23 protein-coding genes and 3 pseudogenes are annotated in these 26,466 nt (G+C 55.8%); 11 read left to right on the forward strand and 15 right to left on the reverse strand.

Annotated elements, in window-relative coordinates:
* Positions 1 to 97: 97 nt before the first annotated feature.
* Positions 98 to 1,075 (reverse strand): IS1595 family transposase, encoded by a 978-nt coding sequence (locus EXE41_RS11285; RefSeq protein ID WP_137691061.1) that lies wholly within the window; start codon positions 1,073 to 1,075, stop codon positions 98 to 100.
* Positions 1,076 to 1,200: 125 nt separating this feature from the next.
* On the opposite strand from EXE41_RS11285, the gene EXE41_RS11290 reads away from it, so the two are divergent.
* Positions 1,201 to 1,524 carry a hypothetical protein gene (locus tag EXE41_RS11290; RefSeq protein WP_137691062.1) on the forward strand — a complete coding sequence of 108 codons (324 nt, stop codon included), beginning with the start codon at positions 1,201 to 1,203 and terminating at the stop codon, positions 1,522 to 1,524.
* Positions 1,525 to 1,816: 292 nt separating this feature from the next.
* Here the strand turns inward: EXE41_RS11290 and EXE41_RS11295 are convergent, their stop codons facing one another.
* Positions 1,817 to 3,046 carry a Cdc6/Cdc18 family protein gene (locus EXE41_RS11295; RefSeq protein WP_137691063.1) on the reverse strand — a complete coding sequence of 410 codons (1,230 nt, stop codon included), beginning with the start codon at positions 3,044 to 3,046 and terminating at the stop codon, positions 1,817 to 1,819.
* 998 nt (positions 3,047 to 4,044) lie between these two features.
* Between EXE41_RS11295 and EXE41_RS11300 the strand changes: the two genes are divergently transcribed.
* Entirely contained in the window at positions 4,045 to 6,264 is a 2,220-nt protein-coding gene (locus EXE41_RS11300) for a DEAD/DEAH box helicase (protein WP_137691064.1), read from the forward strand.
* A 411-nt stretch (positions 6,265 to 6,675) separates the two neighbouring features.
* On the opposite strand, the gene EXE41_RS11305 is transcribed toward EXE41_RS11300, so the two are convergent.
* Both EXE41_RS11305 and EXE41_RS11310 read right to left on the reverse strand, forming a co-directional pair.
* Positions 6,676 to 6,957: a helix-turn-helix transcriptional regulator gene (locus EXE41_RS11305; RefSeq protein ID WP_137691065.1), complete on the reverse strand. Its 282-nt coding sequence runs from the start codon at positions 6,955 to 6,957 to the stop codon at positions 6,676 to 6,678.
* A 129-nt stretch (positions 6,958 to 7,086) separates the two neighbouring features.
* Positions 7,087 to 8,064 carry an IS1595 family transposase gene (locus tag EXE41_RS11310; RefSeq protein ID WP_137691066.1) on the reverse strand — a complete coding sequence of 326 codons (978 nt, stop codon included), beginning with the start codon at positions 8,062 to 8,064 and terminating at the stop codon, positions 7,087 to 7,089.
* A 584-nt stretch (positions 8,065 to 8,648) separates the two neighbouring features.
* On the opposite strand from EXE41_RS11310, the gene EXE41_RS11320 reads away from it, so the two are divergent.
* Positions 8,649 to 9,536: an SDR family NAD(P)-dependent oxidoreductase gene (locus tag EXE41_RS11320; protein ID WP_137691067.1), complete on the forward strand. Its 888-nt coding sequence runs from the start codon at positions 8,649 to 8,651 to the stop codon at positions 9,534 to 9,536.
* A gap of 226 nt (positions 9,537 to 9,762) precedes the next feature.
* Here the strand turns inward: EXE41_RS11320 and EXE41_RS11325 are convergent, their stop codons facing one another.
* From EXE41_RS11325 to EXE41_RS11360, 8 genes and pseudogenes are all read right to left on the reverse strand, one after another.
* Positions 9,763 to 10,176 carry a TRAM domain-containing protein gene (locus EXE41_RS11325; protein WP_199240874.1) on the reverse strand — a complete coding sequence of 138 codons (414 nt, stop codon included), beginning with the start codon at positions 10,174 to 10,176 and terminating at the stop codon, positions 9,763 to 9,765.
* 393 nt (positions 10,177 to 10,569) lie between these two features.
* A pseudogene (locus EXE41_RS11330) lies at positions 10,570 to 11,115 on the reverse strand (transposase); the annotation flags it as partial.
* 17 nt (positions 11,116 to 11,132) lie between these two features.
* Positions 11,133 to 11,642, reverse strand: a complete 510-nt coding sequence (locus EXE41_RS11335) for a winged helix-turn-helix domain-containing protein (RefSeq protein ID WP_137691068.1) — start codon at positions 11,640 to 11,642, stop codon at positions 11,133 to 11,135.
* Between the two features lie 18 nt (positions 11,643 to 11,660).
* Positions 11,661 to 11,966, reverse strand: a complete 306-nt coding sequence (locus EXE41_RS11340) for a hypothetical protein (RefSeq protein ID WP_241987232.1) — start codon at positions 11,964 to 11,966, stop codon at positions 11,661 to 11,663.
* Positions 11,967 to 11,983: 17 nt separating this feature from the next.
* Positions 11,984 to 12,379 (reverse strand): hypothetical protein, encoded by a 396-nt coding sequence (locus EXE41_RS11345; RefSeq protein ID WP_137691069.1) that lies wholly within the window; start codon positions 12,377 to 12,379, stop codon positions 11,984 to 11,986.
* A gap of 53 nt (positions 12,380 to 12,432) precedes the next feature.
* Positions 12,433 to 12,852, reverse strand: coding sequence for a PIN domain-containing protein (locus EXE41_RS11350; protein WP_137691070.1), 420 nt, complete (start codon positions 12,850 to 12,852; stop codon positions 12,433 to 12,435).
* On the reverse strand, positions 12,852 to 13,154 hold the full coding sequence (locus EXE41_RS11355) for an AbrB/MazE/SpoVT family DNA-binding domain-containing protein (RefSeq protein WP_137691071.1): 303 nt from the start codon (positions 13,152 to 13,154) through the stop codon (positions 12,852 to 12,854). The genes EXE41_RS11350 and EXE41_RS11355 overlap by 1 nt, the downstream gene beginning before the upstream one ends.
* A gap of 189 nt (positions 13,155 to 13,343) precedes the next feature.
* Positions 13,344 to 14,342, reverse strand: coding sequence for a transposase (locus tag EXE41_RS11360; protein ID WP_137691072.1), 999 nt, complete (start codon positions 14,340 to 14,342; stop codon positions 13,344 to 13,346).
* 227 nt (positions 14,343 to 14,569) lie between these two features.
* Between EXE41_RS11360 and EXE41_RS19645 the strand changes: the two genes are divergently transcribed.
* Positions 14,570 to 14,938 (forward strand): hypothetical protein, encoded by a 369-nt coding sequence (locus tag EXE41_RS19645; RefSeq protein ID WP_241987233.1) that lies wholly within the window; start codon positions 14,570 to 14,572, stop codon positions 14,936 to 14,938.
* Between the two features lie 273 nt (positions 14,939 to 15,211).
* On the opposite strand, the gene EXE41_RS11375 is transcribed toward EXE41_RS19645, so the two are convergent.
* Positions 15,212 to 16,012 (reverse strand): sulfite exporter TauE/SafE family protein, encoded by an 801-nt coding sequence (locus EXE41_RS11375; protein ID WP_137691073.1) that lies wholly within the window; start codon positions 16,010 to 16,012, stop codon positions 15,212 to 15,214.
* 182 nt (positions 16,013 to 16,194) lie between these two features.
* On the opposite strand from EXE41_RS11375, the gene EXE41_RS11380 reads away from it, so the two are divergent.
* The 5 genes from EXE41_RS11380 (at position 16,195) to EXE41_RS11405 (ending at position 23,126) form a co-directional block, all read left to right on the forward strand.
* Positions 16,195 to 16,491 carry a hypothetical protein gene (locus EXE41_RS11380; protein ID WP_137691074.1) on the forward strand — a complete coding sequence of 99 codons (297 nt, stop codon included), beginning with the start codon at positions 16,195 to 16,197 and terminating at the stop codon, positions 16,489 to 16,491.
* A gap of 253 nt (positions 16,492 to 16,744) precedes the next feature.
* Positions 16,745 to 17,518, forward strand: a complete 774-nt coding sequence (locus EXE41_RS11385) for an SDR family oxidoreductase (protein WP_137691075.1) — start codon at positions 16,745 to 16,747, stop codon at positions 17,516 to 17,518.
* Between the two features lie 148 nt (positions 17,519 to 17,666).
* Positions 17,667 to 19,097, forward strand: coding sequence for a Fe-S cluster assembly protein SufB (sufB, locus tag EXE41_RS11390; RefSeq protein WP_137691076.1), 1,431 nt, complete (start codon positions 17,667 to 17,669; stop codon positions 19,095 to 19,097).
* Between the two features lie 1,062 nt (positions 19,098 to 20,159).
* A complete protein-coding gene (locus EXE41_RS19650) occupies positions 20,160 to 20,750 on the forward strand; it encodes a transcription initiation factor IIB family protein (RefSeq protein ID WP_256370418.1) in 591 nt (196 codons plus the stop codon).
* Positions 20,751 to 20,810: 60 nt separating this feature from the next.
* Complete coding sequence (locus EXE41_RS11405; RefSeq protein WP_137691079.1) at positions 20,811 to 23,126, forward strand: amino acid permease; 2,316 nt, start codon at positions 20,811 to 20,813, stop codon at positions 23,124 to 23,126.
* Between the two features lie 59 nt (positions 23,127 to 23,185).
* Here the strand turns inward: EXE41_RS11405 and EXE41_RS11410 are convergent.
* Positions 23,186 to 23,602, reverse strand: a pseudogene (locus EXE41_RS11410) (zinc ribbon domain-containing protein); the annotation flags it as partial.
* Positions 23,603 to 24,086: 484 nt separating this feature from the next.
* Here EXE41_RS11410 and EXE41_RS11415 point away from each other — a divergent pair.
* A complete protein-coding gene (locus EXE41_RS11415) occupies positions 24,087 to 24,365 on the forward strand; it encodes an amphi-Trp domain-containing protein (protein ID WP_137691080.1) in 279 nt (92 codons plus the stop codon).
* A gap of 140 nt (positions 24,366 to 24,505) precedes the next feature.
* Here the strand turns inward: EXE41_RS11415 and ppk2 are convergent, their stop codons facing one another.
* Positions 24,506 to 25,348 carry a polyphosphate kinase 2 gene (gene ppk2, locus EXE41_RS11420; protein ID WP_137691085.1) on the reverse strand — a complete coding sequence of 281 codons (843 nt, stop codon included), beginning with the start codon at positions 25,346 to 25,348 and terminating at the stop codon, positions 24,506 to 24,508.
* Between the two features lie 677 nt (positions 25,349 to 26,025).
* Here ppk2 and EXE41_RS11425 point away from each other — a divergent pair.
* A pseudogene (locus tag EXE41_RS11425) lies at positions 26,026 to 26,343 on the forward strand (polyphosphate kinase 1); the annotation flags it as partial.
* Positions 26,344 to 26,466 lie beyond the last annotated feature (123 nt).

Raw genomic sequence — 26,466 nt, forward strand, 5'->3', positions numbered from 1 at the left:
ACGCTGGGGACTTAGCAGGCTTTCATCCCATCAGAGCCAGATGTTTTGAGTTGTGTTACAGCCAGCAATCGCGAGAACCGTCTCCATCGTCTCGCTCTTATGTAGAACTACGGAAAGCCCCCATAACAAGGCAGTCGATGGTGATATCGACGGATGCGCCTGTGAGATTCAGCGATCTAATGATCCCGAATGTATGAGCGGCCTGTTCCAAGCCTTGCTTGGACAGGCCGCGGAACTTCCGCAGCCACGGTTGAACAAGCGAAAACAGACATTCTGCCTGATTAACATGGACTCCGTCAGGCGATACGTACCTCTCTTTGTGGACGACCGTTCGGTGATCCCGATCCATCTCGCGGTACGCTTGGAGTCCATCTGTCCAGACCTCTCCCAGCGGCTGGGAGAGGTCTTCAGCTTCCTGAATCACTGGCTCAAGGTCGCCTTCGTAGTCGATCCCGCGCTGTCCGCGAATCACACGAAGTGAGTCGCGGCACGCCGCGACGAGCGTCAGCTGGTCACCGTGACGCCCTCGCCAGCGTGATCGGCCAGTGCGCGACGAGCCGCCGCGAGAACGGCTGTTTCGCGGCGGCTCTTGGCCTTTATAGCCAGAACAGACCTTTCCAGATTCGTCAACCTGTGTCGGCCCATCAGGGGTCTGAGCAAGCAGCTCCCACGTGACGGGGAAGCCGCGCTGAACCGCGGCTTCCGCCTCCCGAATCGCCGTGTGAACGGTTTTGTAAGCGCGACCGAGCAGCGGCGCAATTTGGTTGATACTCAGCAGCGTATCTGCGTAGAGAGTGAAAGCGAGAAGCACCTCACCACAGGAGAGGTGCTTCTCGTGAAATGGCGTTCCATGGGTGTAAACTGGCTTAAATTCGCAATTACGGCATCGAACTCGGTCGTGTTTTTCCCACGTCATAATGCTCTGGTGACCACAGCGAGGACAGGATGTATTCTCCCAGAACCGCTTGAGTCGCCGCTCGATGCGCGCATCGAGCGGCTCGGTGTTGATCTCTATGACTCCTAGCTCGATCAGCTGCCGAAACATCCCGCCGAACGCTGACTCAGTGGAAGACATATCGCCAGATTAGAACTGTCTGAGTGTAATTATACGGGCTTTCCGCGTTTCTACATAAGAGCGCATCGTCTTAACCAACACAACTATCGACTGGCGGGCCGTGTTGGTTAACACGCGAGTAGCCGATGTCCCACGAACCCCCGACCCCACCGGCGACCCTCCCGACAGAGATCGTCAACACGCTCAACGAGTCGAGCCCGGATCAGCTCCAAGACGTTGCGACGTACGCTGAAGCGCTCGCCGAGCACAAGGAACGAGAGGCCTGTCCCGAGAAGCCGGCAGATCAGGAGGGAGTCGAAGAGCGGCCAGACGATCTTCCGGATGACGTTCCTGCCAAAGCGACGATCACGATCAAGGAGATCAACGACAACCACTACTACTACTGGCAGTGGCGAGATGGAGACAAAATCCGATCTCAGTACAAGAGCCCAGTCAATCCAGACGAGTAGAATGAATTATTGACCGATCCTATGATCGACACACCCCATGTGTGAAGCGAAATTCGATTAGCCTGAACCAACTTCGCATGCCGGTGAAGACTACATTACAAGTTCTCTCAAGTAAGCCGACTGAGGTACCTGATATATCGTCAGAACAGCAAAACAGACCACCCCGGGCGTCGAGTGTAAATAGGTATTAAATGGCGTACTATGCCCTATAGACAGCATATAGAAGAATACAGAGTACATCGCCCCGAGAAACAGAGAATGACACCCCAACTGTCGAGTGTAAAATCATGAGTTATTCATTAGGAGAGAATCGCTGATCAGATTCAATGGCGCTTTGGACGACTTCTGGCTCCTCAAGAAGGTAGTAGAAATTGGTCATTCCCTTCCCACGACCACGGCCAACTCGATCTGTAACACCAAGAATATCGAGAAAAGCCTGTTCGTTCAACCGATCAGACATCCGCCGTTGTGAGAGTGGGTCAATTTCTAGCGATTCAGTGAGTTGCTCATACCGTTCATAGATTTCACGTGTGGGGAATTCTTCTTGTTTGCTCCCGTCTGCGATCAATGAGAGAGCATACACTGCGGCTTTTGATTGTGTTGGCTGGTCTTGAAGCAACTTCGAGAATCGATCGATATCTGCTTTTTCTCGCGCATTTCGCACATGTTCTTCTTGCACAACATCGCTATCATCGTCTTTCGCGAGTTCACCAGCATTTCGAAGAATATCGAGAGCTTTTCGAGCGTCACCGTGTTCCTGTGCGGCGAACGCAGCCGCAAGGGGAATTACATCATCGGTGAGAGCTCCTTCGCGAAACGCATCTTGACGATGGCGCATAATTTCGCGAAGCTGGTTTGCGTCGTAGGGCGGAAAAATAAACTCACGTTCTTGGAGACTACTCAAAACTCGCTCATCCAGAGAATCTTTGAATGAAATTTTATTGCTGATCGCGAGGATTCCGACCTTACATGAGTCAATCTTTCCAGCTTCCCCAGCTCTAGAGAGCTGCATTAGCACGTTGTTCTCTTGGAGTTTGTCGACTTCATCGAGAATGATGATGACGACGTCGTGGAGGCTATCGAGAATCTGCCAAAGACGATCGTAGTATACATTCGTCGATAATCCAGAAAGAGGTACAGAGATATCTGTTTCATTTGGTCGATTGAATGTTCGGGCGAGTTTGATAACAACCTGAGTCTCCGTCGTTGCTTGAGTACAATCGATATATGCGCGATCGAGTCTCGTACCCTGCTCGTGAGAGAAGTCTTCAGCACTCTGAGTAACGTGTTTAGCTACAAGACTTTTGCCAGTCCCCGTCTTCCCGTAGATTAGCGTATTTCTAGGCTTTCCACCCCTGATTGCAGGATGGATACTATTGGCAAGATTAGATATCTCATCCTCGCGGCCAATAATCCGTTCCTCGTCTGGAATATGTTCGATGTCGAGGAGTTCTTTGTTCGCAAAAACCGGATCCTCGCTTTCCCAAATTGAGTCAAGAGAACTCTGTTTCTCGTTACTCATTTGAGTAATCGACCTCGGGGCGTCCGGCTCATATTACACACGACGGTCGGTGTGATATATAAAACTATGTCTTTATCACACACCACCTGTCGAGTGTAAATGCTGAAATACACCATCAGTAAGGTCTAAGAAATTGGAATAGCGAAGTGTATTTCAAAAAGAAGAAATATCTAATCGATCCCCGGTCGTCGAGTGTAACGCAGTAGTTCACGATGTCTACTGTTAGTGAGCATCCGTGTTTGGTTAACACTCTCAGTAATATTCTACGCGTTTCGAGATCGTTTGAGTCGGCCGTACGTGACGGAATTGACCGGTGTTCAAAGTCCCCCAGAACCGTTGGTTCGAGCTTAACCGAGCACCGATGGTTAGCGAGGGAGATACGTCCCCGAAGACACACACCCCGGGTGTCGAGTGTAAATCGTCTATGGTAGCTGTCTGGTGCCTATTAAACGGTTGTTTGAGTACGTGAGAATACGTTTAATACCGATATAGATAGACTGTAAACGGCTAAAACAAGGATTCTGTCGTAGTTTCTACTAGGCTTACAGTTCGTCGAGAGACTCCATCCTATCCTCACGAGAGCTATATAAGGGATATATTCTTAGAATCTATATTGGCTCAAAACTGCTTGTACTGTCTAATTCTTTGTTGTTTGTTGCCCGTATAATAAAATATTTATATTAATTATAGATAGTAGTAGTAAGACTACTATCAATCGATGTCTAAAGAACTCTTCCGCGTGAAATCGGCATCTAATGATAGTAGAAACCGGATAGACTACCGAGTAGTGACCTACCATCTTATCAACTTACACTCGACACCCGGGGTGTGTGTGTGGTACCACCCACAATTAGTGAATAGCTTCGGTGTCAAACCGAGGCATTCGTCTCGACAGTCTTTGGTATTCTCTTTGCGCCAAAACGCGAGACCTTCTCCTCAATTTTCTGTAGCCCAATAGCGACGAAGTATTATATGGTGTCAAGAGAGCATGTTACTCAATGTCTCTGTTGTTTGAGTATGCCGCCGATCAGTTCTCGCTTACTGATGCTGTCCTCCATACTGCCTCCAAAACGAAGCTTTCTGAGACAGCTGACCATATTCCAGTCCGCCCTATCGCCACATTTGCGAGCCATCACGACGAACTCTCCCATCCTGACCGGGATTGGACATGTATTCCGTTACACGGGCTCGACAACGCGACGCCGACCGAGGAGTTCGTTGCCTACACCGACCATGAGGTACGTGGCGAGATCTTCCTTGTTGAGCAAAACGGTGATGTGAAACCGATTGCTGCCGACGAGTTTGGCGGCACGCAACTTGCGAATCGAATTCGGTTCTGGCATTCGGATTATCTCCCGGAGACGTACCCACCAGGGTACGATGCTCCGATTGATGACCACGAAGATCCGATACACCCAGTGGAAGACGCTGACTTACTCACAGAGTTTCGGGACTACATTGCTGATGAGCGTGCGGCGACGAGAGCAGGTAACGAGACGCAAGCTCGCAATCTCTCAGCACGAGCGCTGTACGAACGCGGTGAATCCGCCATTCCCCAACTGCTGTGTCGTGGCGAAGAAAACGGCGAATACCGCTTCCGAGTCGATCTCGATCCACGGCTCGAAGACCGTCGCGACGACGACTGGGCTTACTTTGTCGAAAGCGAGTTCGGCATTTACCAAGGTAACGAGGTTCTGATTCATGCTGAGGCTGACGACGCACCTGATTCATTCCCGGTTGCTGCCGAAGTTGAACGCGTCCGTGGGCTGAATATCTGGCTCACGCTCGAGTGGGAGACCGTCGATACTACGGGAACAGTCAGCGCCTATCTAGAGGGCGATCATACGATCGGGTGTTCCGAACGGCTCAATCCAGTTCCATTTGATCGCGAGCTCACCGCCATCGAGTCCTTACGAGATGATTCCTTCCACGAGGTGCTTGTCGGCGATCGCCCGCTTACATTCTCGAATGAGGCTGCCGCAGTGAGCGAATCGTTTGATGACGATCTCAATCAAGAACAGCAGCTCGCTGTCGAGTATGCCCTCCTCGCCGATGAGCTCTTCTGTATTCACGGGCCGCCGGGCACAGGGAAAACAAGGACACTCGTCGAAATTATCCGTCGCGCCGTCGACGCTGGCGAGGATGTGCTTGTTTGTACGGATTCGAACCAGGCGCTAGACAACCTCGTCGCCGGCAACTCGACACGTAGTGATCTTGATGCTGGGTCACTCCATGCCTACGGGCAATACGGATCCGGCGAGTTCACTCTTGACCGTGTCAACGCCGAGCGGTCGACGCATAACGTTCTCCGGGAGAGCTACCAAGATGTTGCTGAAAGAGTTGAGGTTGTCGCAGCGACCAACAGCAGTGCGGCCACGCTCGCCCGTGAGTTCGACCTCCTCGTTCTCGATGAAGCGACGCAGTCGACCTGTACCGCATCGTGTATTCCACTTGCCCGCGTCGACCGAGCTGTTCTTGCGGGTGATCACGAACAACTCCCACCGTTCAGTGCGACAGACGATCCACCCGATTCTGGATATGGACTCTCACTGTTTGAACACCTCTACGCCGACGGTGGCGTCTACGAAGAGATTGGCCTCCAACTGAAGACTCAATATCGGATGCACCCCGACATTGCCTACTTTTCCAACCGCGAGTTCTACGATGGGTCGCTCCGAACCGGCCGCGTCGTCACCCCGCTTGCTGACACGCCAGCGATTGAAGGCTACAATATCGGTGGTTCGGTCGATATCGTCAACCACTCTCGGGCCAACAAGGCTGAAGCACGTCTTGTCGTTCACCTTGTTCAGACTACTCTTGAAGATGTTCCACCGGAAGAGATCGGTGTGATCACACCATACGCTGCCCATGCTCGACTACTCCGTGATCAACTCAACGATCACGTCGACCACGCGACTGCGATCACTGTCGACACTATCGATTCCTTCCAAGGGAGCGAGAAGACTGCTGTCATCATTTCGCTTGTTCGGAGTAATGCCGACGGTGACATCGGCTTTCTCGGTCGCGCCAACGACGGACCGCGACGGCTCAATGTTGCTCTCACTCGGGCCAAGCGGTACTGTGCGGTCGTTGGTGATTTTCACACCCTTCGATACGACACTGATGGGAAGTGTACGGAACTCTACCGGGACTTCAGGAATCACTTCGAATCGACCGGTCGCCTGAACGACGTCGACCCGGCATTCCTCGGAGTGTAGCTGCGTCGGTGCTGGCCTATCGTGGTGGGGCCTGATACGCTGCTAGTGCTTTCGGAGGGTAATCGTGGGTGACAGCATCCATACTCTGGAGAGCTGTTTCGTCCACCTCGCTCAGTTCATAGACCACGAGAGTGTCTGACAAAGAGTTAGATGACTGCCGCTCGTAGTGGCACGTAGCGAGTCGAGTAAATACGCCTCACGTGAACTCATGACAGCAAACAACTCCGTGCTGGGTAGTTGCCCGCAGTGTGGCCATGAGATTAGTGAGGTGTGGGTGATGATCGAATACGAGACTACCGAGGGTGAGGCAGGAGTCTGGGCAGAGTGTCCCAACTGCGAAACGATTGTAGATCCGATACACGAAAATCCAAAATGAAGCGGCGAAGCTAGACTGTTCTCGATCCCGACGATTCAGCCGTTGTACTCAATGTACTCGGCTTCCCAGTCTGTTCGCGCCCCGATTTCTCTGGTTCCTCGCCGAGTAGTAGTGTACTCGTTAGTTCGTCGATCGCGTTGACCTTTCTCGACAAGTCCCTTCTCAACGAGCGTGTCGAGATTCGGATAGAGCCGCCCATGGTGAATCTCTTTTTCGTAATAATCTTCGAGCTCATCCTTGATAGCGAGCCCATGTGGATCATCGAGGCCGGCAATTACGTACAGCAAATCGCGCTGAAAGCCTGTGAGATCATACATACCCTCTCTTACGTATTCATGTTTTGAAATAATTACTGATCTTCGAAATGTTGTCCTAATAATGACTTCTTAGTCAGTATCGAACGCATTGGAGTAGGAGCTTAGGCGACCACGATATCAGAATCGCTCTTATGTAGAACTACGGAAAGCCCCCATAACAAGGCAGTCGATAGTGATATCGACGGATGCGCCTGTGAGATTCAGCGATCTAATGATCCCGAATGTATGAGCGGCCTGTTCCAAGCCTTGCTTGGACAGGCCGCGGAACTTCCGCAGCCACGGTTGAACAAGCGAAAACAGACATTCTGCCTGATTAACATGGACTCCGTCAGGCGATACGTACCTCTCTTTGTGGACGACCGTTCGGTGATCCCGATCCATCTCGCGGTACGCTTGGAGTCCATCTGTCCAGACCTCTCCCAGCGGCTGGGAGAGGTCTTCAGCTTCCTGAATCACTGGCTCAAGGTCGCCTTCGTAGTCGATCCCGCGCTGTCCGCGAATCACACGAAGTGAGTCGCGGCACGCCGCGACGAGCGTCAGCTGGTCACCGTGACGCCCTCGCCAGCGTGATCGGCCAGTGCGCGACGAGCCGCCGCGAGAACGGCTGTTTCGCGGCGGCTCTTGGCCTTTGTAACCAGAACAGACTTTGCCAGATTCGTCGACCTGTGTCGGTCCATCGACGGTCTGGTTAAACAGTTCCCAGGTGAGGGGGAAGCCGCGCTGAACCGCGGCTTCCGCCTCCCGAATCGCTGTGTGAATGGTTTTGTAAGTACGACCGAGTAGCGGCGCAATCTGGTTGATGCTCAGCAGTGTATCTGCGTAGAGGGTGAAAGCGAGAAGCACCTCTCCTGCGGTGAGGTGCTTCTCGTGAAATGGCGTTCCATGGGTGTATACTGGCTTAAATTCGCAATTACGACACCGAACTCGGTCGTGTTTCTCCCACGTCATAATGCTCTGGTGACCGCAGCGAGGACAGGATGTATTCTCCCAGAACTGCTTGAGCCGCCGCTCGATGCGGGCATCGAGCGGCTCGGTGTTGATCTCGATAACTCCGAGCTCGATTAGCTGCCGAAACATCCCGCCGAACGCTGACTCAGTGGAAGACATATCGCCAGATTAGAACTGTCTGAGTGTAATTATACGGGCTTTCCGCGTTTCTATATAAGAGCGATCAGAATTAACCAACACTCGCGGTTAGTCCACAGCTCTGTTGGTTAACGTCATCCGGCCGCTGTCATAATGTGAGAGATCTATCCTGCCGGGCATCGACTCTTAATATTCGTCAGACCGAAGGACTGCGTATGCTACGGTAGGTTCTCGGTGCGCTCGGCGTTCTCACGACGCTCGCTCCGAACCGAATCGTGGAGGTATTCGAAGCGATTGCGGTCAAGAACCCTGAGGAAAAACACCGTCCATCCGTGATTTAGTCTTCTGGTCCGGGTAGAATGAGTAGTGCTCACGCTTGCTACGCTCTGTGATGGCCGCCTCTATGCGTGACTGCTGAAAGTCACTGGAATCGTTGGTGCCGTCTTACTGTTCATTCCAGGGCTGTACGAGCAAATTGTGGGACCACTCGTGTATGAAGACCCGGAATCGGTGGAGTGGAATGAGCCTCTCACCGACGGTGTCTGCGTGATCGGTATTGTGTATGTGCTCCTCGCGCTTTTGAACCGTCGGCGTCGACACGGGGCATGACCAACGATCTCTCTGACCGCACAATCCTTCTCACCGGCGGAACAGGCGGGTTCGGACGGGTGGCAGCGGTCAACCTCGCAAACCGAGGTGCGACCGTCGTAGCCGTCGGCCGCGACGAATCGAAGGGGGCCACCCTCACAGAACAGTCCGAAGACTTTGCCGGGAGGATCGAGTTCTATCAGGCCGACCTCGCCTCTCAATCCACCGTCCGGTCCCTCGCAACAAATGTGAAACGCGAGTACGATCGGATTGACGTCCTCGCTCACAACGCTGGACTCTCGACTGGGTCACGGCGTGAGAGTTCAGACGGAATCGAACTCACGCTCGCGGTGAACCACTTGGCTCCCTACCTCTTGACATACGAATTCCTCGATCATCTCTGTGACGCACCCGATCCACGTGTTGTCGTTACCGCTTCAGACATCCACCGACGGGCGACACTCGATCTGGATGACCTACAGCTGATGGACGAGTACGACGCACTCGACGCGTACGCCCGCTCGAAGCTAGCGAACATCGCGTTCACGGTCGAACTCGATGACCGCCTTCCGGACGACTCTGCGGTCACGGTCAACTGCGTTCATCCGGGGTTCATTCCGTCGACAGAGCTGTTTCGCGAGGCGTCGCTTCGAACGCGGCTGCTGGTTCGGATCGCCGGGCTGGTTCCAGGTGTCGCCACCTCAAAACAGGCAGCCGCCGAACGCCTCCAAACGCTTCTGGTGGGCCCTCGGTATGGCTCCGTGAGTGGCCAATACATTGGCAGCGATGGTCCCGTTGACCCCGCACCCGAAGCGACGAACCAGGCGGTGCGACGGCGGCTCTGGCGAACGAGTGCCGAGCTGGTCGGTATTACACCCGACTGGCCGGCGCCTAGCATCAATTAAGACACGCTCATCGTCAGCATTGATGACGATCACAGTATTCCCATCATTGGTGTATATCGGCGAGACAGAAGCCTAGTACAACTCAGTAGTTGTACTTGTCCCACCTCCTGTCTGAAGTGCTCTACTTCATCGGGAGTAAGATCAAACTCTACGGGAATAATATAAGCAAATATCCGACATCGCTCACGCAATCTCGCCCTCAGACGAAGAGAATGAACGCTTCAGATTACTCGTAGTAGCTAACGCGTTCGACAACTTCCGCGAAGGCGACATTCTCGCGGACATCGGTGATCTCGATAGTAACACGCTCACTCTGTTTGGTGTCGGGAACAATAACGACGAACCCGCGCTCAACGCGGGTGATGCCGTCGCCTTGGTCACCAATGTCTTCAATTTCGACAGTGCGCTGTTCGCCTTCCTCGACAGGGGGCGTCTGTGACGTTTGCTCGGGCTGTGGCTCGCCGTCAGTAGTGGCGGGCTTGTTGGAGGTGGATGACGACAACACAGCGACACGGTACGTTTCGTCTGCCTCTAAGTCGCCCAAGCGGAGCTCTTGTTCCGGTATCTCAACCACGTATGACCCGTTACGCGCTTCGACCTTCCCTGAGAACAGACACCGAAGTTGATCTGAAATCTCCATTTATAGACCGTACAGCGTATACGCGACGAGTCACACATTACTCTGCTGTCTCTCTACTCCGGCGCTACAACGTCTTCACACGCCGGGCATTCGGTCCACACGCCCTCTGTGCTGTCGTCCTTCTCGTATTCAACCAGAATCCACGCTTCGGATATGTCCTCACCACATTTCGGGCACCGACCGAGGGGCGATTCGTCAGCGTTCATGCGAAGGGGTGGAAGGAGCGTGTGACAGTGTTCCTTCCAAATGGATGTTCCCCGGCTTGAACCTAAGCCTTTGGCGGCTTTGCGGGCCGTACGCACTAGATTTCCGGTGGATAATAGCGCCCTGAGTTTTGATTGAGCACCGAGAAGGTACTCAATGATACAGTCGTGCGTTAGTTTTTACCGGAAATTACGGGCAGAGATAGTTCCAGATATTCGGTTCAGCAACGGTGGAGAGCCCCCGTTGGATCTGTTGTTTCAGCGTCGCAAGATCAGGAATGAGGCGGTGTTTGAACCATTCGTTGAGTCGATCCCAGCATCCTTCGACCGGATTAAGCTCCGGTAATTTCGACGGAAAGTACCAGACATCGAGGTGCTCCTCACCTTCTTCATCTCCGCGTACACACGCGACCGAACTGTCTTCGACAGTCTCGGTCGTGCGATCACCACTGACGTGCTCCCAGAGATCCCGGTTGTAAAAGTACCCAGCGCGGTCAAGAAACACTACCAACTCCTCACCGAATCTCTTTTGGAGCGCTCCAAGCAGCCAAATCCCCTGCTGTGACGTGAGCGTTTCCTCGGTCCAGCAGTAGAAGCTGTCACCGTCGTCGGTGACAGCGCCCAACACTGTTACCTTATCCCACGAGTTCGAAGTCTCTATCGTCGGATTTGACCCAATCGGGTACCAGCCCCGGCGTTGAACCGTACCGACACGCTTGGTAAACTGATCAACAACAACGACAGTTTTCTCGCTTAATTCAGGTCGTTTTTTTGAACTGTCCGCTGAAAGTCGGCCTCTTCCTCTGGGTCAGCTTCATGATTACGCGGCCGTGCTGTCCGGCAGGACAGCCCGGCCTTCCCCATCAACTTCCGTGCATGACCCTTACTGTATTCGACACCGTACTCCACTCTAACGTGGTGTAACAGGAGCTTCGTCGACCACGCTTGCTGATCGTAGCCCCGCTCAGTTGGTGGCTCTTGCAGATGATCGAACAGCTCCTCACGCTGATCGTCCGCAAGTTTCGAAGGCCGTCCAGGTCGAGGCTGGTCGTAAGGAGCCTGCTCGATCGGTACCTCGTCGAACCGATCGAGCCAATTGCGGATCGTTTTCTCGACAACCCCGTGGCGTTCAGCAAGTCTGTCAACCTCATCGCCTTGCTTTCGTCCGATCGCCGCGAGAACGCGTTCTCGCGGGATCTCTCCCTCCGTCTGCTCACGTAGCTCCTGGAGTTCTTCCAGGGTAATGTCGTCCAGCCGATCCATTATGTAGAAATACGATTGCTATAGTAAATACTTTCGCACGACCGTATCAATACGGCTCTCGTCATGGTCTGTGTCCGCCTTCAACCGTGTGACCGCCTCGGAGATTGCCTCAACATCGAGTAACTCACTGTTCGTCGCACGAGCCGTCAGCGCCTGTGTCGAGAACCGTAGGATAGATTGGGTCGACCGGTAGTTCCGTGTCAGTTGTTTGCTGGCAGCCGTCGTCGTCGGGAATGTGACGCGATCTGCGTCCCGGTTCAGCTCTTCGGCGAACCGGTGGAGCCGATCGTCGAATTCACGGATGTTATCGACGTCGTCGCCCATCGTGTATCTTCGCTGAGTCAGGCGTTCGCCTTCCGGCCCTGTCCCGACCCAGTCGTGAGCGGAATGTCGACGTCAATCTCGTCGTACCACACGACCGGCCGCTTCGCCCGACCATTCTCCTCGAGTTCGACGAGGCCGTAGTCGGCCAGCTCGTTCATGTTCTCGAGAACCTCCGGTGGGTTTCGGTCGACAAGGCGAGCGAGTTCTCGGATGCTCTCCGGCTCGTGCTCAACGATCGCTTCCAGGAGTTCGAGGTTGGTTGACCGGAAGACGCGGCCGAACGTCTCGAGGTCCTCGATCGACAGCGTCGGCTCATCTGGTTCGACGTCGTCGCCGGCGTCGATCGCTTCGAGACGCTCTTCGAGGTCACTACGGCCGGTGGACTTGATCTGAACGTGGAGTGTCTGGGTCATGGGTGGGGTGTGGGGTTGTGGGTCACAGACAAGTCAGATCTTCGAACGGGTGCCTACGCGGAACCGTCGCGGAACCGTTCGACCGGGATATCGGAGACGTCGTCATAATCGTCGTCACCGCCAACTAAGAGCGTCGCGTCGACGTGTTCAGCTGTTGCCAGCGCGAACGAGTCGCCAAGTGCAGGATTATACTTGAGCGTATACTCCGAGGCGTCCGTCCAAGTATCGCCGACATCTACCGTTTTGATACCGAGATCGGTCAGCCAGTCGCAGTACTCGTCGGCTGTGTCGCGGTCGTACTTCCGGGCGATTGTGTACCGGATCTCAGCGAGATTCACGTAGCTGGCGTAGCCGACGGTGTCCTCGACTGCGACCGCGTCGAGATACTCTTCTACAATCTCGCTGCCTGGTTCATCGTCGGCGTGTGCAATCAGTGGCTCGGCGTCGAAGACAACGCGATCAGGAACCGACATTACTCTTCAGTTGTGAACTGCGAGTCGCGTTCGTTCCGGTCTTGGTCGCGTTTCTCTTTGAGGATCTCGGACGCAGGCTTGTCCGTACTCGCTTCGCTACGGGCGGCAAAGCCGCGCATTTCGCTCGGTGAGCGGACCTGTTCAACGATCACCTCTCCAGCTTCGGTTTCTCGGAACAACACCTTCCCAGGCGCTTCGATCCCGAGCTTCTCGCGGAACCGTTTTGGGATGGTCGCCTGGCCGTGCTTAGTGACGGCGACAATCTCTTTTTCAGAGTTGTTTGACTGTTCTGTCTTGCTCATGGTTCATAATTAGATCTCGATCATAATCAAATTTTCTTCTTATTGACAAACAGTTGTTGCTCCTCTGTCGGGTGTTTAGTCGAGTTCAAAGTTTGGTTCGGCTTTTGAGGGACGTGAAGTACTAGAGTCAAACAGTCCTCGAACGCAGCGGTTCGATTACCCGTCGTGGAGCCTGTCATAGAAACGATCTCATAGCTTGAGCTTCTCGCGGCAAGGGTCGTCTCCCCGCTCGAAGTTGGTGATTGCAACGACGAGACGGAGACACAGCGCAAGGAACACTTGTGTTCGTGCGTGGACGCGGCCTCGGGCGCGGACGTGCCCGAGGCCGCAGTCCTTGACCGCATCGTTGGTTCGTTCGACTCCTGTCCGGTGATTGTACGTCTCGTCTAAGATGGATTGCTTTAGCTGAACTTCCTCGCTGTGTTCTTCGATACGGTCTTCGACTCTGTACTCGATGTCTTTCGGGTCATCAGTGTTTCGCGGATTGTACGGTGCGACTGGCACGACCTCTGCGGCCAGCAGGTGGTCGTGCCAGTCGAGGATATCGTAGGCGCTGTCTCCAAGCATCCAGATCGGTGTATCGACGGCGAGCGCGTCACGCGTGACGCGCATCGCCGTCTCCTGATCCGCTTGTTTAGCTTGTGTGAACTCCGCTGCTATCGGAATCTTTGCGCCGGTCGAGACGAGTGTACAGCCGAAGCCGTAGTAGTACTCCTCGGCTGTTGGGTCGTAGTTCCACGAGGCGGCGTCGTTGTGCTGGATCGCTTCGATATGAGTCGAATCGATGGAGTACGTGGGGTCGAGCAGGCCGCGGGCGGCGGCCTGCTCGACGAGTCTGTCGAAGACATCGTCAACAACGTGTTCGAGATCAGTGAGAAACCGATCAATAGTGTCTCTAGACGGCGGTTTGTCGAGTCCGCAGTAGTACCAGACAAGGCTATGCTGGAGTTCTCGTGTGACCGGACGAGTGCCGTAGACATCCTCGTAGTAGCAGTGTAGAAAGCCGCAAAAGAGGTCTGGTGGTTTGTGAACTCGTTTTCGCCCCCGGCGAGCGGGGGCGAACACTTCGTACTCCAGTAGAAACTCAAAGTCGAGATGCTCAAACAGCGGAACCGTCTCGGTAGCCGCTGCATTCAAGAACTCGTCGGCCGAAGCTTTGTTTTGTAGGGCTTTGGAGCTTGTAGACACTGTCTCCAAACCCTGCTGCTTCGCACGTGAGGCTTTCTATGACAGGCTCATACTGGGTAACAGGGTGTCCTCTCCTGACAGCGAGGCCGGTGTGTCGTATTCGGTCAGTTGGTGTAGACTACCAATAGCAGTCATTCACAGCCATTGGATCCGTTAAATTCTTATTGTTCAAATAGTCTTGTATTAATGGCACAAGATTAATGCTTGTCGAGTCACACTAATATATTGTGTCCACACCGACTCAACAGGCACCGACGGGAACCTCTGGGATGAACTCGTTGTCAACACTTGAGCAAGTCGTACTTATTCTGTTAGGCATCACAGCCGCAACACACCTATATGCTGGTGTTGTAGAGGGAGCGCCGCCGGTACTTCTTGCTGGTGTTGGCTTCATCGGGGGAATACTCCTGTACACACGGGGTGTCCGTCGCCATGGTCTCGCTATCGCCGCGATCCCGTATACAGCCGTCCAGATCCCACTGTGGTACGTTGCCAAGGCGGGGAACTTCACCCTTGTTGGGTATGTCGATAAAATCGTTCAGATTGTGCTTGTTGTGGCTCTTGTCGCTCTTGTCTTCCGGCAACGCAACGCGTGAGTTACCCCCAAAGCAGTTGATGAGACGCTTAAGCTGGTGTTAAATTAGAGGATGAGGCGGACGATTGTAAGTTCCTATGCCAGAGTTCGACCGCCTCAGCAAACGTATCATGTGTATTGACTTGTCGTTTGTGGAACGGGACCGAGCCCTGCGTTGGGCGATTGAAGTAGGGATCTTGGGTTCCCAGAGGCCAGCTACCGTCGTGTTTCCCCTCGTAGTTGTTGCTTAGAGCCGTCACCTACATTGAGCCAGCGAAAAGGATCCAGAGCTGGGTCAGTGCCCCATCACGCCTCCAAGGGGCTGGTAATGCGGGAACATCGGGTGCGGAAGGTGAACACCGAGCGCCATCAGTCCGTGCGCGAGCAGCACGTACCCCAGCACGACGAACACCACGCCGAGGAGCCGATGAACGCGTCGCCGGTGGGCAACGTCAATCGACTGGATAATCGTTCCATAGAGGAAGACAGCCGGGATCGTCCCAATACCGAGGGCACCGAGAGCGATTCCTCCAGTGGTGGGGGACCCGCTCGCGAAGGCGAACAGATACGCGGGATACAGCATCGGGCAGGGAAGAAACGCATGGACGGCGCCGAGGCCGACAATACTCGGGCTGTTCACGTGTCGGTGAACTCTCGTCGCAAGCCACGACGTGACGCGCTGGACGCCGGGTATTCGGATATCGCCTCCACTCCCCCCGATGACGTACCGAACGCCCGTCGCCACGATGAATCCCCCTACCGCGAGACCGACAGCACCCCGCAGGAGATCAGCGATCGGTGTCAGCTGGTCAGCGGTGACGAACACGACGCTCCCAAGCGCACCAAAGAGGGCCCCGAGAATCGCGTACGTGGTCGCCCGGCCGACGTTGAACAGGAAGTGCTGGCGAACCTCGTAGGTCGTAAGATGACTGGCACGTCCGTCGTTGGCTGTCACCGTCCCGCCGTCTGGCTGCGGGTTCATCTGCTTCGAGTACATCGTCACAAGTGGACCGCACATCCCGATACAGTGTGCGCCGCCCAGCACGCCGATCAGGACGAAGAGGACGACGTCAATCCGGAGGAGCGACTCGATCATAGTCGTTCTCGGCTGCGTACGGCTTTGTGTCGTCTGGTGTGTCTCTCGAACGAGCCCAGACAGATACCGCGGAGGTGTTACAATAGGCGAAGAAGAGGTCGTGCTCGGCTGGAGACGTTCGCAAGCATCTGGAGTGTAGCTTGGCGCAACAATTCTTCACAGTGGGTGCCAATACACCGACGATGACGGACAAAATCGACATCCCAACCGAGCCGCGGGCTGCGGTCGACGCACTGGCGACTCATCTAACTGCGACCGCAGACCGCCCAGTTCCGCCAGCGACGAACCGATGGCTCGGAGAGGCTGAAGCCGTCGCCCGCGATGCTACCAGTGACGGTCTTGAGACGCAAACTCGACGGAAACGGGTCCGCCAAGTTGCCACACTGCTTGAGTCGGCTGACGAAACGGGCGACGTGGTCGCCGACCGCCACATCGAAGCAGCGATCGAGTGCTGTCGAGTCGTTCTCGCTAACGAGTGATTTTGATTCGAATTATCGTAGTATCCAACTCGTCGGCTCTATAAAAATTCTCAATTAGTGATATATTCCTTGAGTCGTCCTGAGCACATAGCGCAGATTTGGAACAAGACGAGGTTGAACTACGGGAGAGAGTGATCTGTCGGTATAGTTTATTTTTCCTCAATCTTGGATGCGATTTTAGCGCCCACAATATGGTGTTCGAACCGCACAAGCGCGATACAGTTATTTTCTCACTCACCATAGATCATGTGGTATGTCCACACTACTCAAAGACAACGTGGCAGTCATTACCGGTGGCTCCAGCGGGAATGGACGCGCAATTGCCCGTCGGTTCGCTTCGGAAGGGGCTGACATCGTTATCGCTGACATCCAGGAGTCTCCTCGCGAGGGAGGAGATCTAACCCACGAACTGATCGAGGCCGAAACGGAGGCGAGGGCAACGTTCGTCGAGTGTGATGTCACAAACGTCGGCGATCTTGAGACTGCAGTTGAGGCTGCCGAGGAGTTCGGTGGTGTCACCGTGATGGTGAACAACGCGGGGATCTTCCATGGTGAGGAGTTTCTCGAAGTCGACGAAGATGCGTTTGATCGGATGATGGACATCAACGTCAAAGGTGTCTATTTTGGCGCGCAAGCGGCGGCGAAACGGATGGTCGAAGCTGGTGGCGGGCGGATCATCAACATCTCCTCGGTCGCCGGTCTCGAGGGCTCAGGGGAGTTCATCACGTACTGTGGGACAAAAGGTGCCGTACGACTACTCACATATGCGATGGCGGCGAATTTGGGGCCCGACGGCGTTCGAGTGAACGCTATCCATCCGGGACTGATCGAGACGACGATGACGACTGAGGACTATCCGATTATGGGTACAGATGCTGAAGAAGACTTCCTTCGATCGATTCCGTCCCGGCGAGCGGGCCAGCCTGAAGACGTCGCAGATACAGCGCTGTACCTCGCAAGTGATCTCTCGGACTACGTGAATGGTGAATCGCTCATCGTTGACGGTGGAATGACGAATACACAATAAATTATTTCCACATATTAAATTCTACTAACTATAGAAACCAAATTAAACCACGCAAAGTTATTCATATTCGTTAAAGAAACCATTATAAGTTACTAAAGTGTGTTCCAGCGCACCACACTTATATTTGTAGTCTCTGAAGAATACTTTGATGAGTTCAAAACAAGACGATCTCAAAGAGACGAACACTGAGGCCCGCTTCGAGTTCAAGAAGGAGGAGAAGTCTGCCTTCCAGACCGAGAAGGGGCTCACCGAGGAGACGGTCCGCGTCATCTCGGAGGACAAAGACGAACCCGAGTGGATGCTGGAGCGCCGCCTGCGCGCGCTCAAACAGTTCCAGGAGATGCCGATGCCGACCGACTGGCCCGGACAGCCGGATTTGAGCGAGGTCGACGTCGACGAGATCGTTCCGTACATCCGACCCGACGTCGACGTCCGTGCCGGCGTCGACGACTGGACCGAACTTCCAGACGACATCAAAGACACCTTCGACAAGCTGGGCATCCCCGAAGCCGAGAAAAACGCCCTCTCCGGCGTCGGCGCGCAGTACGAGTCGGAGGTCGTCTACCAGAACATGCAGGAGCGCTGGGAGGAGAAGGGCGTCATCTTCTGTAACATGGATGAGGCCGTCCAAGAACACGAAGAGCTCGTCCGCGAGCACTTCATGACAAAGTGCGTCCCGCCGAGCGACAACAAGTTCGCGGCGCTTCACGGCGCCATCTGGTCGGGCGGCTCATTCGTCTACGTCCCTGAAAACACCACCGTCGACATGCCCGTACAGGCGTACTTCCGGATGAATAGCGAGGGGATGGGCCAGTTTGAGCACACGCTCATCATCGCCGAGGAGGGCTCGGAAGTTCACTACATCGAGGGCTGTTCAGCGCCGAAGTACTCGAAGTTCAATCTCCACTGTGGCGGCGTCGAAGTGTTTGTCGGCGAGGACGCCCACGTCCAGTACTCGACCGTGCAGAACTGGTCGAAGAACACGTACAACCTGAACACGAAGCGCGCCATCGCCGAGAAGGGCGGGCGCATGGAGTGGATTTCGGGGTCGATGGGGTCGAAGGCGACGATGCTGTACCCCTCGACGATCCTGAAGGGGCGCGGCGCCTCCGACAACCACATCACCATCGCCTTCGCGGGCGAGGGCCAGGACATCGACACCGGCGCGAAGGTGTACCACAACGCGCCGGAGACGAAGTCCACCGTCGAGTCCAAGTCCATCGCGAAGGACGGCGGTCGCACCAACTACCGCGGCCTCGTCCACATCGCGGACGGCGCGGAGAACTCCTCGACGGCCGTCGAGTGCGACGCGCTGATGTTCGACAACGAGTCGACGTCGGACACGATGCCCTACATGGAGATCAACGAGTCGAAGGTCGACGTCGCCCACGAGGCGACCGTCGGCAAGATCGGCGACGAGGACATCTTCTACCTCCAGTCGCGCGGACTCGACGACGACGACGCCAAGCAGATGATCGTCTCGGGCTTCATCGAGCCGATCACGGAGGAGCTGCCGATCGAGTACGCCGTCGAGCTCAACCGGCTCGTCGAACTCGAAATGGAGGGTTCGCTGGGGTAATCCGATGCCTGAGTGCGCCCACTGCGGAGCACACGTCTCACAACAATTTGTGACCGTGTTCGGGTTAGACGGTGGTGACGTAGTTGCCTGTCCAGCATGTTCCGGTCGGGCACACATCGCAGAGACGATCGTGGATCGATACTAGTCTCTGACCATGGAACACTGCTTTGTGTGTGACACCGATTATGGGTATCTCGGGACAAGTCCACATGAGGGGTCCTGCCCGGCCTGTGGCTCGGCTGCTGTCACTCCTGCGGGCGACCTCAGGGTCGTCGACACGACAACGTGGGAGAGTGTGAACGGGCTCTCAACGATCCACGTGACAGCGACTGACGACCGATCACGCCGGTTTGAATTTGTCGTTGCGGCGCGGCGGGGACGAGGGAAACTCGTCTGTCTCGCGATCGACGGAGTGACAGTACCTACCGAGACAGTGTGGTCAGTTCCATCTGCCGTTGCTACGAGAGTTACCGCACAGGGTATCAGGATCAGCGGCTCGACGCCGACTCAGAGCCCACAATGAGCGGTACTGGCCAGATACACGGTGGCACGCGTCTGTTCTGTCCCAGTCACGAAAGGTGATGCCACGTGATGAAAGAGCGCACTAACGAAGAGCGGCCGGACACAGTTTCCCGCAAAAACGGTACTGATGCGCCCTCGTCAAGCGCAGCCGGCGATTGTCAGTCTGTTACCGACGCCGTTTCGGAGAAGAAAAAGGACGGACAGTACAGTCGGACCACGTGCCCAGAGTGTCACGGACGACTTCGTCGAGTCGATGATGACGTTGATGCGGTCTGTGACGACTGTGGACTCGTCGTTTCAGACGCGACGCTTGATACGAACATCAAACTGTACACGCCAGATGGCACCGGCGATCAGGACTCTCGCGTCGGACCAGTAAGTACGAATCTCTTACACGATAAGGGGTTGTCAACGATGATCGGGTGGCAAGACACCGATGCGAAGGGGAACGCGCTGTCAGGAGAACAGCGACAACAGATGCGTCGCCTTCGACGGTGGGATGAGCGCTTCCGACGGCGCTCATCTGCGGATAGGAATCTCATGCATGTACTTGGTGAAATCAATCGCATGGCTTCCGCGCTTGGCGTGCCCGACAGCACCCGAGAGACAGCAGGCGTCATCTATCGTCGCGCACTTGCGGACGGACTCGTTAAGGGGCGAGCCGTTGAAAGCGTCGCCACTGCGGCGCTATACGCGGCGAGTCGCATGAACGGTGTCCCACGCTCCATCGACGAAGTCTCAACAGTGAGCCGCGTCGAACAAATTCGCGTTGAGCGGGCATATCGACACGTCTCACGTGAACTCGGGTTAGAAATTCCACCAACAGATCCTCGTTCGTTCATCGGGCGGATTGCGTCGGACGTGGAGTGTACGGACGCGACAGAGCGAGAGGCACGACGTCTCGCCGGAATAGCGGTTGAAAACGGTGTTCACAGCGGGAAACATCCGGTAGGTATCGCCGCTGGGGCATTGTACGCGGCCACTAAGCGATGTGATGAGTCTCTCCGACAAGCAGATATCGCTCATGCTACGGACGTAAGCGAGATGACGATACGGAACCGGTATCCTGAGATTTTGGCCGCAGCAGATACGCAGGATAGAGACCCCGACTCACGGGAAGTTGCTGACTAATCGATACTCTCACTAGCAGCGGACGCATATAGTAGTTGTCAAGCAGACTGGCGTGATCTCGTGAAATCAGGACTTAAGCGTGACTTAGGGCTGTTCCCGACGATGGCGATTGCCATCGGGGCGATGGTCGGAGCGGGCATATTTATTTTACCGGGCGTGGCGTTCATGACCGTCGACGGGCCGGCAGTCGTGTTGGCCTTCCTGCTGGCCGGCATATTGATCCTCCCCGCCGCGTTCAGCGCCTCCGAGATGGCGACCGCGATGCCGGAGGACGGTGGCTCGTATGTTTTCGTCGAGCGGGGGATGGGCCCGCTGTTGGGCACTATCGCCGGTGTCGGCAATTGGTTCATGCTCTCGTTCAAAGGCGCGCTAGCACTCGTCGGTGGCGTTCCGTATCTCGTATTCATTACACCAGGGATTGCCGAGTATATTATTCCGCTTGCGGTGGCGTTGGCAATCTTCTTTACGATTATAAATATCGTGAGTGCCAAAAGCGCTGGCAGATTCCAATTCGTAATCGTCGGCGTGATGATCGCCGCGCTCGGGTACTTCATCGTGGGCGGTGTTCCCAGCATCGTCCCAGAACAGGCTTCAGGGGCGTGGAACTTCGGGAGCGGCGGCCTGCTTGCGGCAACCGCGCTCGTGTTCATCTCGTATGCTGGTGTCATCAAGATATCCGCCGTCGCCGAAGAGGTGAAAGACCCTGGCAAGACGATTCCTCGAGCGATGATCGGGTCGATCGTGTTCACCACCGCTCTGTACGTCGCGGTTGTTTACGTCGCGGTCGGTGTCGTCGATATCCCGGCCGCAATCGAAGCGGGTGACCTCCAGTCGGACGGGGAGGGTCCCATCATGGCGCTCGCCGCCGAACAAGTGCTCGGTCCGATTGGGACTGCCGTGATCGTCGCCGCGGCACTGTTGGCGCTCGCATCGACCGCGAACGCCGGCCTGTTGTCCGCGTCGCGATTCCCGTTCGCAATGGCGCGTGACGGACTCGTCCCCCCTGCTTTCGAACGGGTCAGTCCCCGATTCAGTACGCCCGTACTCTCCGTTGTAGTATCGGGTGGAGTTGTTGCCCTGATGATTATCTTCCTCCCGATCGACCAAGTGGCGAAGTTCGGAAGCGCGTTCCAAATCATCGTCTTCATCCTAGTGAATCTCGCACTCATCGGGTTCCGCGAGGGCGCAGTTGACGGGTACGACCCCGTGTTCACGTCGCCGCTGTATCCATGGATGCAAATATTCGGGATGGCGAGTGGTCTCCTCGTCCTCACGCAGGTTGGATTCGTCCCGTTCGCGGGCGCAGCGTTTATTACTGTAGTGTCAATCGTGTACTTCTACCTCTACGTCCGGCCGCGCACCGACCGGGAGGGCGCGGCTCGCACCGGCGTCCGCAAGAGCGTCGGCGAAACCGCACTCAAGCGAACCAAGGACCTGTTCGTCGAACAACGGGGATACGACACGCTGGTTGTGGTGACCGACGACACTCCATCAGAGACGAGCGCACAGATGCTCCGCCTCGCAGTCGAGTTCTCCGATTCCCGTCAGGGGGACATAACCGTCGGGACGTTTACACAAGTCCCACCCCGGATATTCACCGCGGGCGACACCAAATCACCGCGAACCGACCCCCCTGAGTGGGCAATGAACGCGACAACCAGCTCCGTCAGCATGGACGACGGCCGTTCTGGCGGTGGCGCTCAGAAGAATCTCAACGACACGGAGAGCGCCGGGGAGCTGTCGAACGTCACTTTTCGCGAGATCGAAACCGAGGATGTTGGTCGCGCTGTCGTAGAGTACGCCTCCTTCCACGAGGAGAACTTCATCATGCTCGAACGCCGGGCCGAAGAGCTCTACGAACTGTACCGCGGAGGGCTCAACAAATACGTGTTGAAGAACGCGCCGTGTGCCGTGTTGCTGGTCGAGGACCGCGGCTTCGACGGGGGCGATGAAATCGCAGTGGGGACGAATAGCGGGACGTACGATCCGGTGAAGCTACTCGTGGCCAACGAGATCGCCGAGGGAACCGGTGCGACGCTGACGTTGCTCCAGACTGTCCCGGCAGACGCCTCGGACGAGCGTCGCGCCGTTGTACAGGAGTATCACGACAATCTCCGCCGGATACTCACTGTGGATGCGGACTCGCGGGTCCTAGAAACCGACGACCGGGTTGAGGGGCTCTCGCGGTTCGCGGAGTCGGCAGACCTGCTCGTCACGACGACTCAGCGGCGCGGGCTACAGGGTGTAGTGTTCGGCTATCCCGGGGATCGGCTTGTTGATAATATCGACTGTACTGCCGTGATGGTACAGCCGCCTGACAAGCGGCGGTCCGGCCTCATTCAGCGAGCCGTTATCGACCGGCTATTCAATAATTGACATTTTCTCGCGCCTGAAGACGCGGGAATCCTACGGCACCGCACCCCTGAGTTGCGATATTACGGTTCGCGGGTGGCAACGTGTTCCCGTGGGGCGAAGCAGCCCTCACTACGGTCGAACAAGTGAACCGCTGGCTGTGCCAACCAGTCGTTATCCCTATCAACGCCATCCGTGGCGAGACTCTGGAGTACCTTTTGCCGAATATTCTCCGCACCGTTCACGTCCGCATTCGCAACCGTATCGCACTTCTCACACACATACAACCCACGTTCAACTCGCTGGTTGTCATCTGTGTGGCCGCACGCCGAACACGACCTCGACGTATCGCGTTCGGAAACCAACTCCACGTCGGTGCCCTCGGCCTCCGCCTTGTAGTCGAGAAACGTCGTGAATCGGTCGAACGCCCACCCGTGCAAGTCGAGATTGCCGTGGTCGCCCCAATTCCGAGGTTCGCCGTTCTCGTCATCTTCTCTGATAGAGGTACAAGCGCATACCTCCGTCTTCAGGCGGAAATCGAGCGATACTCGGCTCGTTTGTCCCGGCAGTTTGAAGTCCGTGGCCTCCAATCACTATGGATGCTACGGAATCGGTGAGAGGCCGTCCCCGAACCACAAGGGGTGGCGAACCAGCGGTGGTTCGCACGGCAATGACACAGATTCCGACGGGGCCTCATTGGCCGGGCCACAGCCCTACGAGGGAGATAAACGAAAGTTCCCCCGGTGTGTCGCCGGTTCCCTCCGAGTGCGGGTTGGAACCAAACGGCGACGACCGCCCGAATCCGATGGTCGGATTCCTCCGCGTTTACTCGGAGGAGGAGGTCAATTGCAGCGGTATGGGCGCTGGAAGCACAGCCAGCCTGCTCCAGCATTGACCTCCTCCCGCGCTTAGAGAGATGCGTCAACTGTGGCATGGGTTGCACAGATACTCACACTCAATACCCTGTCCATCGTAGCTTAAGAAATGGCCGAAGAAACACTGTTCGAATTCGAACGGAACATGGACACAAGTGAAGTTGCACAGTACCTTCGAACGGTCGCAGACCACTTGGAGTCCGGTGATGAATTCACTCTCGAATCCGGTACCGAGTCCGTGACACTCACTCCCTCGAGACGTGTTGAGTTCGAGGTTGAGGTCGAACGCGAGACATCGAAATCTGGGGGTTCAGCGGAGATAGAACTTGAGTTTGAGTTGGAGTGGGACGAAGACGGAACCGGTACTGGAGACCTCAATATCGAGTGAGGAATCTCGCTTAACCCGAAATCGGTACGATATCGAACACGTGGTACAGCGCATCGAAAACGAAAAGATGAGCTGAGCAAACCCCGCCCGAATCGGACGAAGCTGCACAGCGGCAACCGCACGGCACAAGACCGGGGCGATCAGGATTGTTCGACGTCGGCCGTCGGTGGGTTCGACCCATACAGCGCAGGCACCCAGTTCTGGCCGTCAATCGCCGGGCGCTCGTAGTTGGGATCCTGCTGTCGGTCCGGCAACTCGGTCGGTCCGGGCATGATGTCCTTGTAGTCGATCTGTGAGAGGAGGTGACTGATACAGTTGAGTCGGGCGTGTTTCTTGACGTCGGCGTTGATTACGTGCCACGGCGAGTTACTCGTATCCGTGTAGGTGAACATCGCGTCTTTCGCTCGCGAGTACTCGACCCATCGCTCCTGGGCTTCGAGGTCTATCGGGCTGAGCTTCCAGCGCCGTTTCGGGTCGTCGCTGCGCTGCTGGAAGCGCCGTTCCTGTTCCTCGTCACTAACCGAGAACCAGTACTTGATGAGGATGATCCCCGAGCGCATGAGCATCCGCTCGAACTCGGGGGCCGACCGGAGGAACTCCTGGTACTCCTCGTCGGTACAGAAGTCCATCACGCGTTCGACGGTCGCACGGTTGTACCAGCTCCGGTCGAACAGCACCATCTCACCGGCCGCCGGAAGGTGTTCGACGTACCGCTGGAAGTACCACTGACTCTGCTCGCGTTCGGTGGGTTTGCCGAGCGCGACGACTTTCACCACCCGGGAGCTCGTCCGCCGGGTGATTCGGTGGATCGTTCCACCTTTGCCGGCCGCGTCTCGACCGTCGAAGAGCACGACGACCCGCAGTCCCTGCTCTTTGACCCACATCTGTAGCCTGACGAGCTCCTCTTGGAGGCGCTCGAGTTCCCGCTTGTAGTGTTTCTTCTTGATTTTGCCGCTGCCCTTGTACAGGTCGTCCTCATCCATGGTGGTCAGCACGGACTCCTCGGCCGGTAACACCGGGTGCTCGGTCATCGGAGCTACCGCTCCTCGTCTCCGCCACTGGTCATCGATGCGTACATGTAGAAATATCAATGATACTGGTACATAACTCTCTCCCTCCACAAAACGGCCGGCCACTTCCCCGAGCGGCGGTGTCCGGGTAGACGACCGGCGAACACGCCGGTCCACCGTAGAGGGCGAACCGTAGATATCAGGGGAACTGACGTGGATCGAACTGGAGTAAGGGCCGAAGGTGCGGCTGATACTGCATCTCTCGCTATCGTGTGCGTGATCTCTCCCACCGCCGACACGTGGTGTGTTTCGGAGCCGACGGTAGTATATCGGTCCCGAGGTACGACACCACCCCTGGTGGCTAAGGGTGCGATACTGGCCCGATGACTGATACGCACCCTCTATACAGCAGTATCAGACCGTCGAGATTCTACAGATGAGCAAGGCGAGTGCCTCGGGGCTTGACCCCGAGGCAGTTCACCAGAATTGGATTGCTGCATAGAAAAAACATACAGCAGTTCGGCTCTGCTTGTGCAGACGCTTGCTACCTGCGAGTTCTCACTCCGGATTCAGTCTCCCGACCTCAAAGAGACCGCCCCTTTTTAAGAAGTATGAAAAACTACCAATATGGTTGCGGTCTTAGGGAACAAATGAACGAATCAGATCTGGCGGAGCCTCAGTACTACCTCAATCGAGAGCTCTCGGAACTCGCCTATCAGGAGCGTGTTCTCAGTGAGGGCACGGACAAGCGCAACCCACCCCTCGAGCGCCTTCGGTTTCTCGCGTTCTTCACGAAGAACACCGACGAGTTCTTCATGAAACGCGTCGGCGGACTCAGACAACAGATCACTGCCGGCGTTACCGTGACAACACCTGATGGCCGCACACCCAGCGAGCAGTTGCATGACGTCGTTGATGCCGCACGACCACTCTTCCGCCGCCAAGACACCTACTGGCAGACCGAACTCATACGGTCGTGCGAAAGTATTTCCCAATATAGTCGTATTCTATAGTAATGGGTCGGTTGGACGGAATCACTCTGGAAGAACTTCACGAGCTACGTGAGCAAACAGCGGGAGAGATCCCGCGAG

It is taken from the genome of Halorubrum sp. SD690R, assembly GCF_005435035.1.
Taxonomy (GTDB): Archaea; Halobacteriota; Halobacteria; order Halobacteriales; family Haloferacaceae; genus Halorubrum; species Halorubrum ezzemoulense.

Excerpts from the sequence above, each read along its gene's own strand:
- EXE41_RS11380 (WP_137691074.1), top strand. The coding sequence starts at position 16,195 with ATGACGGACAAAATCGACATCCCAACCGAGCCGCGGGCTGCGGTCGAC.
- EXE41_RS11300 (WP_137691064.1), top strand. The coding sequence starts at position 4,045 with ATGTCTCTGTTGTTTGAGTATGCCGCCGATCAGTTCTCGCTTACTGAT.
- EXE41_RS11340 (WP_241987232.1), bottom strand. The coding sequence starts at position 11,966 with ATGGGCGACGACGTCGATAACATCCGTGAATTCGACGATCGGCTCCAC.
- sufB (WP_137691076.1), top strand. The coding sequence starts at position 17,667 with ATGAGTTCAAAACAAGACGATCTCAAAGAGACGAACACTGAGGCCCGC.
- EXE41_RS11325 (WP_199240874.1), bottom strand. The coding sequence starts at position 10,176 with ATGGAGATTTCAGATCAACTTCGGTGTCTGTTCTCAGGGAAGGTCGAA.
- EXE41_RS11355 (WP_137691071.1), bottom strand. The coding sequence starts at position 13,154 with ATGAGCAAGACAGAACAGTCAAACAACTCTGAAAAAGAGATTGTCGCC.
- EXE41_RS11375 (WP_137691073.1), bottom strand. The coding sequence starts at position 16,012 with ATGATCGAGTCGCTCCTCCGGATTGACGTCGTCCTCTTCGTCCTGATC.
- EXE41_RS11415 (WP_137691080.1), top strand. The coding sequence starts at position 24,087 with ATGGCCGAAGAAACACTGTTCGAATTCGAACGGAACATGGACACAAGT.
- EXE41_RS19650 (WP_256370418.1), top strand. The coding sequence starts at position 20,160 with ATGCATGTACTTGGTGAAATCAATCGCATGGCTTCCGCGCTTGGCGTG.
- EXE41_RS11335 (WP_137691068.1), bottom strand. The coding sequence starts at position 11,642 with ATGGATCGGCTGGACGACATTACCCTGGAAGAACTCCAGGAGCTACGT.
- EXE41_RS11350 (WP_137691070.1), bottom strand. The coding sequence starts at position 12,852 with ATGTCGGTTCCTGATCGCGTTGTCTTCGACGCCGAGCCACTGATTGCA.
- EXE41_RS11305 (WP_137691065.1), bottom strand. The coding sequence starts at position 6,957 with ATGTATGATCTCACAGGCTTTCAGCGCGATTTGCTGTACGTAATTGCC.
- EXE41_RS11320 (WP_137691067.1), top strand. The coding sequence starts at position 8,649 with ATGACCAACGATCTCTCTGACCGCACAATCCTTCTCACCGGCGGAACA.
- EXE41_RS11345 (WP_137691069.1), bottom strand. The coding sequence starts at position 12,379 with ATGACCCAGACACTCCACGTTCAGATCAAGTCCACCGGCCGTAGTGAC.
- EXE41_RS11385 (WP_137691075.1), top strand. The coding sequence starts at position 16,745 with ATGTCCACACTACTCAAAGACAACGTGGCAGTCATTACCGGTGGCTCC.
- EXE41_RS11310 (WP_137691066.1), bottom strand. The coding sequence starts at position 8,064 with ATGTCTTCCACTGAGTCAGCGTTCGGCGGGATGTTTCGGCAGCTAATC.
- EXE41_RS11285 (WP_137691061.1), bottom strand. The coding sequence starts at position 1,075 with ATGTCTTCCACTGAGTCAGCGTTCGGCGGGATGTTTCGGCAGCTGATC.
- ppk2 (WP_137691085.1), bottom strand. The coding sequence starts at position 25,348 with ATGGATGAGGACGACCTGTACAAGGGCAGCGGCAAAATCAAGAAGAAA.
- EXE41_RS11290 (WP_137691062.1), top strand. The coding sequence starts at position 1,201 with ATGTCCCACGAACCCCCGACCCCACCGGCGACCCTCCCGACAGAGATC.
- EXE41_RS11295 (WP_137691063.1), bottom strand. The coding sequence starts at position 3,046 with ATGAGTAACGAGAAACAGAGTTCTCTTGACTCAATTTGGGAAAGCGAG.